Annotated in this window: 1 protein-coding gene; it reads right to left on the minus strand. The window is 65.8% G+C overall.

Annotated features, from left to right (window positions below):
- Positions 1–602, minus strand: a 602-nt coding sequence (locus tag ACTWPP_RS45090; RefSeq protein WP_443110633.1) for a bifunctional ornithine acetyltransferase/N-acetylglutamate synthase, incomplete at both ends; no start/stop codon positions are given.

Consider the following 602-nt stretch of genomic DNA (forward strand, 5'->3'; position numbering starts at 1 on the left):
GTGGGCAACCGCGTAAGCGATCAGGCGGCACTCATCGACGTTGCGGCCACCCTCGACCTGGATGGTCATGAACTTGGTCGCACCTTCGCCGTCGCGTACGATCTTCTGCGCCAACTCTTGTGCAAGGCCCGTCAGCGCATCTCGCAGCGCGGCGTAGTCGGGGTGCGATTCGGAATCGATGCGCGGCGTCCCCGCCCGGCCCGTGGCGATGACGACGAACGAGTCGTTGGTGGAGGTATCGCCGTCCACCGTCACGCTGTTGAACGAGTGATCGGCGGCGTGGCGCACCAGCCCTTGAAGCACCGCGTCATCCACATTGGCATCGGTGGCGATGAAGCCGAGCATCGTCGCCATATTCGGGCGGATCATGCCCGCACCCTTGCTGATGCCCGACATGCGCACGGTCTTGCCCGACAACGTGCACGTGGCCGACGCTGCCTTGGGTACGGTGTCGGTGGTCATGATGGCCTCGGCGGCGGCCAGCCAGTTGTCCGGCTTGGCGTTCGCCTCAGCAGCAGGCAGTCCGGCGATGATGCGGTCGACTGGCAGCGGCTCCAGAATCACGCCCGTGGAAAACGGCAGCACCTGCTCCGGCGACACGC

It is taken from the genome of Actinomadura sp. 3N407 (assembly GCF_052245875.1).
Taxonomy (GTDB): Bacteria; Actinomycetota; Actinomycetes; order Streptosporangiales; family Streptosporangiaceae; genus Spirillospora.